This window comes from Candidatus Aquarickettsia rohweri, assembly GCF_003953955.1.
In the GTDB taxonomy this organism is placed as follows: Bacteria; Pseudomonadota; Alphaproteobacteria; order Rickettsiales; family Midichloriaceae; genus Aquirickettsia; species Aquirickettsia rohweri.
On the sequence record NZ_RXFM01000078.1, the window covers coordinates 1 to 7003 of the forward strand.

At 29.0% G+C, this 7003-nt stretch carries 6 protein-coding genes; 3 read left to right on the forward strand and 3 right to left on the reverse strand.

All coding sequences use genetic code 11. The features are described from left to right. From tnpA (EIC27_RS08310) to EIC27_RS05385, 3 genes are all read right to left on the reverse strand, one after another. Positions 1-157: IS66 family insertion sequence element accessory protein TnpA (gene tnpA / locus EIC27_RS08310; RefSeq protein ID WP_410519448.1), on the reverse strand; the 157-nt coding region annotated here is incomplete at its 3' end. A gap of 97 nt (positions 158-254) precedes the next feature. Continuing rightward, a complete protein-coding gene (locus EIC27_RS05380; RefSeq protein ID WP_126045074.1) occupies positions 255-2624 on the reverse strand; it encodes a TrbL/VirB6 family protein in 2370 nt (789 codons plus the stop codon). A 240-nt stretch (positions 2625-2864) separates the two neighbouring features. Next, complete coding sequence (locus EIC27_RS05385; protein WP_126045075.1) at positions 2865-4061, reverse strand: hypothetical protein; 1197 nt, start codon at positions 4059-4061, stop codon at positions 2865-2867. A 175-nt stretch (positions 4062-4236) separates the two neighbouring features. Here EIC27_RS05385 and EIC27_RS05390 point away from each other — a divergent pair, with 175 nt between their 5' ends. The 3 genes from EIC27_RS05390 to tnpA (EIC27_RS08315) form a co-directional block, all read left to right on the forward strand. Beyond that, positions 4237-5394 (forward strand): PQQ-binding-like beta-propeller repeat protein, encoded by a 1158-nt coding sequence (locus EIC27_RS05390; RefSeq protein ID WP_205702350.1) that lies wholly within the window; start codon positions 4237-4239, stop codon positions 5392-5394. Then, complete coding sequence (locus tag EIC27_RS05395) at positions 5395-6177, forward strand: sulfite exporter TauE/SafE family protein (protein WP_126045077.1); 783 nt, start codon at positions 5395-5397, stop codon at positions 6175-6177. Between the two features lie 672 nt (positions 6178-6849). Further along, positions 6850-7003 (forward strand): IS66 family insertion sequence element accessory protein TnpA (gene tnpA / locus EIC27_RS08315; RefSeq protein WP_410519450.1); only part of this gene is annotated, 154 nt, incomplete at its 3' end.

Below are 7003 nucleotides of genomic sequence, written 5' to 3' on the forward strand. Positions count from 1 at the left end.
CTACAAGAATTCTGTGCCATTTATAAAATGTACTTCTCGGCACATTCTTTTGCTTACAAAATTCATATTTACTTACATTACTTTTTTTATATTCTTCTACTAGCTCTTTCCATTTTTCATTACTTATTCTTTTTTTCTTTTTTTCTAATAGCATCATTAGCCTCTATTTTTTTAGGCTTTTGTTCTACCACTTATTTTTATTCTTGCCTAGATGCCCTTATTTTAGCGCTTACTTTGTTATAATAACTATTTTTTTATTCGTCGTCATCTTTTAGTAAATCATCAATAGCTTTATCTCTAATTTTATCAGCACCTTTTTTAATCACCTCTCTTACATTACTACTAGCAGTATTACTGCTAACATTTGCTGTTGTTGTAGTTGTAGCTCCTGTTCCACCTGCTCCTACTGCTCCTGTTCCACCTGCTCCCGCTGCTCCTGTTCCACCTGCTCCTGCTCCACCTGCTCCACCGGCTCCTGCTGCACCTGCACCTGCTCCTGCTCCTGCTGCTGCTCCTGGCACTGCTCCTACACCACCTGCAAGCGCTCCTCCACCTGCTCCTGCAGCTACTCCTACAGCTGTAGCTCCAACAGCTACTACAGCAGTAGCTGCAGTAATTACTGCCTGTTGAACTTTCGCCTTAACATATTGAGATGCGCTATCACCAACTTTCCCAATACTCATATGCCTCATTGGAGCGCCTGTAATAATCCAAGATGCAACTCCTGATATATGAGAAGAGAATGTTGACATTCCTGAAGCAACTATATAAATAACCAATCCACCAATAAAGGTCATAGCATAGCTTGCAAATGAAGAATATATACTTACAGCACCTGATTTATCAGGAGGTGAATGAAAATCCGCCATGCTTTGATAACCTGAAACCCAACATTCATTATATAAAGGTCCAAGGTCGACTCTTACTAAACAAATTGAACAAGCTGAAAAATTAAAGATATAATAAATTAAAATAGTCACAACATAATTTAAAATAATAATTGTTGTATAAACAAAAACAGGCTGTAGTGCATATGAAAATAAATTTTTAGCCCAAGAATCAAACATCTGTTTAGTTTTTTCAAATAAAATACACACTATAAAAACTGGAGCAGTAACAATCAATATAGAGTTAATTATAATTGCAAACATAAACATTACAGTTGCTTTAACTATTGCTTCAAAATAATACCAAATTGATAAAATTAAAAATATCGCTGTAACAAATCCTAACAACCCTTTATTAATTATTGCCCATATTCTTGACCACGTATCTCCCATAGTAAACACACCTATTGGTCCATTAAATATTGAAAAAATAACATATGGATCTTCAATTATTGTATTTGCACACGTTTCTTGATTTTGACTTACAGCCTGTAAAAAAGATGCAGAATATCTGGCAACTAATTCTATACTACCATCTATAAAAAATGAAACTAAATATCCACCAAAAAAATTCCAACTAGTATCAGAAATTAAAAAAGCAACTATTACTATTTTTAATATATGTTTTATAAATACCTGAGTAGTATACTCAACCAAGCCTAAAATATAAGAGATAGCTAAAAAAACTAAATATAAAGCTAATATAATCTTGATCACATATGCTGCTTGTTTTATAAAACCATAAAATATAACACCTACTGCACCAACTTCAGATTTATTAATTACACTGCTATCGTTTTTATTAAATTTTATATTATAATTTAAATGAGAATTAGTTCCCAAATTATCAGAACCTACTAATATCTTTTTCATACCTTTAACGGCTTTATAAATCATCCCACCTTTTTGGCACATTACTTCTTCACCCTTTTTACTCATATTAATGTAATATTGCCCAAAAGTGTTATTATATTTATAATTATCTTCAACAGATAGATCAGTAGATTCTTCAAGCTTAATTCTTAAAAATATCTTGCAATCATTTTTGTTATTACATTCACTAGATATAGCGCCACTATTTATTTTTAAAAATCCAACTTCATCTTTATTAGCTCCACTTCCTTGTTTGACAATATCTTCTTTAACATCTCTCCAATTATTATAACTTGCAAGAGGCTTATACGAATTTGTAGCTGATTTTATTCCACGAGGTGAAAAATAATCTTTTTTAGCTATTGTATATTGAATATTATCCATATTTGATCTAGGACATCCACGCCAATCAATTGACAATTTATACCCACCAGAATTATTTTGTGCATCATCATTATCATAATTCTTTAAATTAAATGGCTGGCGACTATCAAAATTTGGATTATCAACAGTGCCTTGTAAAACGTATTTACCCTCTCCTACATTAAAATTACCTTTCTCAATGCAATTATAATTTGAATATCTATTTTTACACCCAGAAGTAATATATTTTTCATCTTTACATTGAGAATTCTCATCTCCATTTTCACATCCGCATCGACAATCAACCTCTTCATTATTGTATAAAGTTGCAATCCCATTTATATACCCTTTTTCCAAATTAATATAAGAGACATTCCCAAATAATCCACATTCATATAAAGCACCTTGTTTCCCTATACAATAATCTTTCGTATAGTCTTTTGGACAATCTTTAAAATCACATTCTGGACATTGTTTTAAATTACATTGATAATTATCCAATCTTTTATTTTCTGGAACACTGCACGTATTATTAGAATTTTGTGATTTACTTGTATTTCCATTAATATTTGAATTATTTACAACAAAATTATCTAATCCACAATTTCTAAAACATTCACCTTTTAATACAAGGTCACTTGAAGATGAAGATCCAGAATTACTCTGAGGATCTTGAATTAGTAAATTACTATTTTCATACCACTGCTTTATACAACTAGACTTATCTTGAACACGAGAATTTCAAATGCACTCAGTTATTAAATTTTGTCTATTTGGATTTAGCAATGATTTGGTTTTATTAATAGACTTATCATTAACCGAACTCTCTTTAAATTGTAATATCTTACTACTTGAGAAATTTCCTTCCCATATGACAGATAAAATATCTCCATTTTTTAAATTTATTCCTGTATGAAAATAATTAGGATTTTTAGCGCCCCATCCTGCTATAGAATTCTTTAAAGTATATCTATCACCAGATATATTTTTCCAAAACTGCTTTGCACCATATGATTTTTCTATATCCTGTAGTAATTCATGATCAGTTAAAATATCGTCACTTTTACTATATGTAAAATCACTCTGAATAATATTATTGTCCCAATAACCTTTAGGATTATCTTTAAAATTCTTAAATTTTCCTTCACTAATTGTAGCTAAGAATCTATGACTAAATCTATTTTTAAAATTTAATTTATACCAATCTTTATCCTCACCAATGTTATAAAATAAAGGTTCTACCTCAATGTGTTTTCTACCACATAAATATAATTGATTATCCTTTGCATCCCCTAATAAGCTAATTGATAGTAAATCATTTTCCTTTGCTTCAAAACTTGTTTCAACAATATTAAAACTGTTTTCATCATCATTGCCCTGGCACATCATGCCAACGGTGGCTTTCTGTTGTTGAATAACTTTATAAAAACTAACATATCCTTTTTGCAAAATTCCTGCTTTATCACAGGGTAATGAAGCAGTACAATCAGCTGCAGGACTATAATCTTTTCTATTTACACAAACTTTTTGATATATATCTTGACTTTTTTCATCTTCACAACTTGCTTGAAATACATCAAAATAGTACGATGAAAATCTTTCATCGCCGCCTTTTTGACACTTGGAATAACAATTTAATATTACATCTTCATTAAGTTCAACAGAATAGGTTTCCGAATATTTACTATTAGGATTAAGCATTTCATAAGGCTTAAATTTCCTAGAAAAAGCCTCGCACTCTCTTGTACATATTTTCTGACAATCTCTATTAAGAGGCGTTAGAATTTCACTCCCAGCAGTGTCTTTACCAGTTCCAAATCCCTTTGGTAACAGGCATTTTTCATAGAAATCTGCTGCCGCTTTTGTTTCATTAATAAGTACACAAGAGTTAAGCAAAAATATAAAAAAATATATTAATACAAAATGCTTTCTTTTCATTATATATTAATCGGTACTAAAGTTAAATTTAAGACTACATTTTAACTTAAAACTTTACAACAAAAATAATAAGAAGTATTAAGTTCTTTAAAATATAACTTAATTAAAGAATATTATGTATAAAAATACAATGTACTTTAAAAAATTTATTCTCTTTTTAATTTTACTTGTGTGTGTGTCTGCATGCGTAAGTTATAAAAAAACAACTAAAAATAAGAATTTTGATAATGTAACATGGCAATATTCTAGTTATATTGAGGATAATAAATCAATACAAAAATCTATTAATAAAACAAATCCTCCTAATATTATTCAGATTGATAATTCACTAAGATTACCTTTAATATCCCAACCTATAATCTTAGATAGTCATTATATTGGAATGAATAAAAAAGGAATTATATCTAAAATCAATATTATAAATCGTAAAACCATATGGAAAAATAAATTTACTGATACCAAATTAAATTTTATTTCTGAATATTTAAATGGTGGGTTATTACAAATCAAGAATAAAACCTATGCTACATTTGGTTCAAATTCAATTATCTGTTTTGATAATATATCTGGAAAGTTAATTTGGAGACAAAAACTACAACAAATTATTAGAGCATACCCTATATTTGAAAATAATATACTATATTTACAAACTCTAAATAATGGAATGTACGCTATAGATGCAAATAATGGAAAAGTGTTATGGTATAAATATGGTATGGATAATGGAGTTAGAGTGACTAATGTTACCTCACCTATTTTATATAAACATACAGTTATCTTACAAGATAGTATGGGAAATATAAACGCTATAGATAAATACACTGGTTTTGACGAATGGAATATCGAAGAAAAAAACATTTATTTAAATGATGCTTTAAATGATATAAAAATTTCAACCTATCAACCACTTATTAGGCAAGATCATTTATACTTTTATACATCAATGGGAAATTTTATTAAATTAAATTTATCTACAAGAGAATTAGAATGGAAACAAAAATTAAATATTAATAGGCCATTTTATATTCAAGAAAGCATAGCTTATGCAATAGACGATACTAACCAAATTTTATCAATTAATTTAAAAAATGGATCTATTATATGGAAATCAAGACTTATTGATTTTATTAAAAAGCCTCAAGATAAAAAGAAAAATAGATATTGGAATCAACCTATTGTAGTAGGTAATATAGTTTATGTATATAGTTCAAAAGGAGAATTATTAAAGTTGGATTCTTCAAATGGAACATTAATTGATATCCAATATAAAGTAGGGAAAGGCTCATATATTGCTCCAATATTTTCTGGAGAAAATTTATATATAGTATCATAAATGGCGTGCCATCATCACTCTCATCAAGTAGATAATAATGTTATACAATATCTATTAGAGACCAATGTTTTTGGAATCCATGAAGCTTGGGTAATATTAGCTCTTTTTGTATACGGAATCATAGGTAGTTTCACGCATTGCATTGGAATGTGTGGACCTATCGCTTTAGGTCAAATGAATATGAGGATAATGCATTTGAAAAAAGATCAGTTAAATAATTTCAACAAACTAAATTGTGCACTATCATTACCTTATTATTTTGGCAAAGCTTTTACATATGGAATATTAGCGTTGATAACAAAATACTTAGCCGATTACTTAAGTAATTATATAGTGTCAAACTATATTGCTGGAGTAATTCTTATAATTAGTTCTTTAGTTTGTTTAGGATTAGCAATATCTAAGTTCAAAAAATTTAAATTTATATCTGTAAATTTTAAAGTATTGAAATATTTAGAAAACTTTATAGCTAATTTAGCTCACAAATTAAGTTTAAGCCCTTTTGGATTTCAAGGATTTATTATGGGTATGGCATTAGGATTAATACCATGTGGACTTGTAATTAGTGCAATTATGATTACATCTTCATATTCAAATAATATTTTTGCTGCTTTTTTATGCATGTTTTTCTTTGGATTAGGTACTTTCCCAGCTCTATTTTTAATTAGTTATTTTGGGCAGCATGTAATTTTAAGATTTAAAAATTACATAGATATAATTTTTTCAATATTTATGTTTTTAAATTTTCTTTTGTTACTAAATTTTGCAATTAAATTATTTTAACTCAAAATACAGATAAGAATTGTGTTATAAAATGCTAAAAAGCAATCATACAGGAATATTTAATACAGTTAGGAACAACGATATAGTCATTGCGAACGGAGGCATTAGCCGTAGTGTGGCAATCCAGAAAATTATCAACAAACGTAAATGCTACAACAATTCTGGATCACCACGCCACTTTCGTGGCTCGTGATGACTAAATCAAAAATTGTCATTGCGAACAAACGCAGTGAGTGTGGCAATCCAGAAAAATAGCAACATACACAAATGGAGAAACATTCCTGGATCACCACAGTCGGAATTGAATTCCTCCTTCGTGATGACTAAATGAAAAATTGTCATTGCGAGCGAACGTAGTAAGTGTGGCAATCCAGAGAAATTATCAATAAATGTAAATGTGATAACAATTCTGGATCACCACAGTCGAGATTTCATCTCTCCCTCGTGATGACTAAATGAAAAATTGTCATTGCGAGCAAATCGCATATGAGCGTGGCAATCCAGGAATAATACACATCATGATGACAAAATTTACTATAAATTTCTAATTTTTTATCTGTAGTTTTAATTATTTTTAATAAAATTATTTCCAAGTAAGCGCTAAAATAAGGGCATCTAGGCAAGAATAAAAATAAGTGGTAGAACAAAAGCCTAAAAAAATAGAGGCTAATGATGCTATTAGAAAAAAAGAAAAAAAGAATAAGTAATGAAAAATGGAAAGAGCTAGTAGAAGAATATAAAAAAAGTAATGTAAGTAAATATGAATTTTGTAAGCAAAAGAATGTGCCGAGAAGTACATTTTATAAATGGCACAGAATTCTTGTAG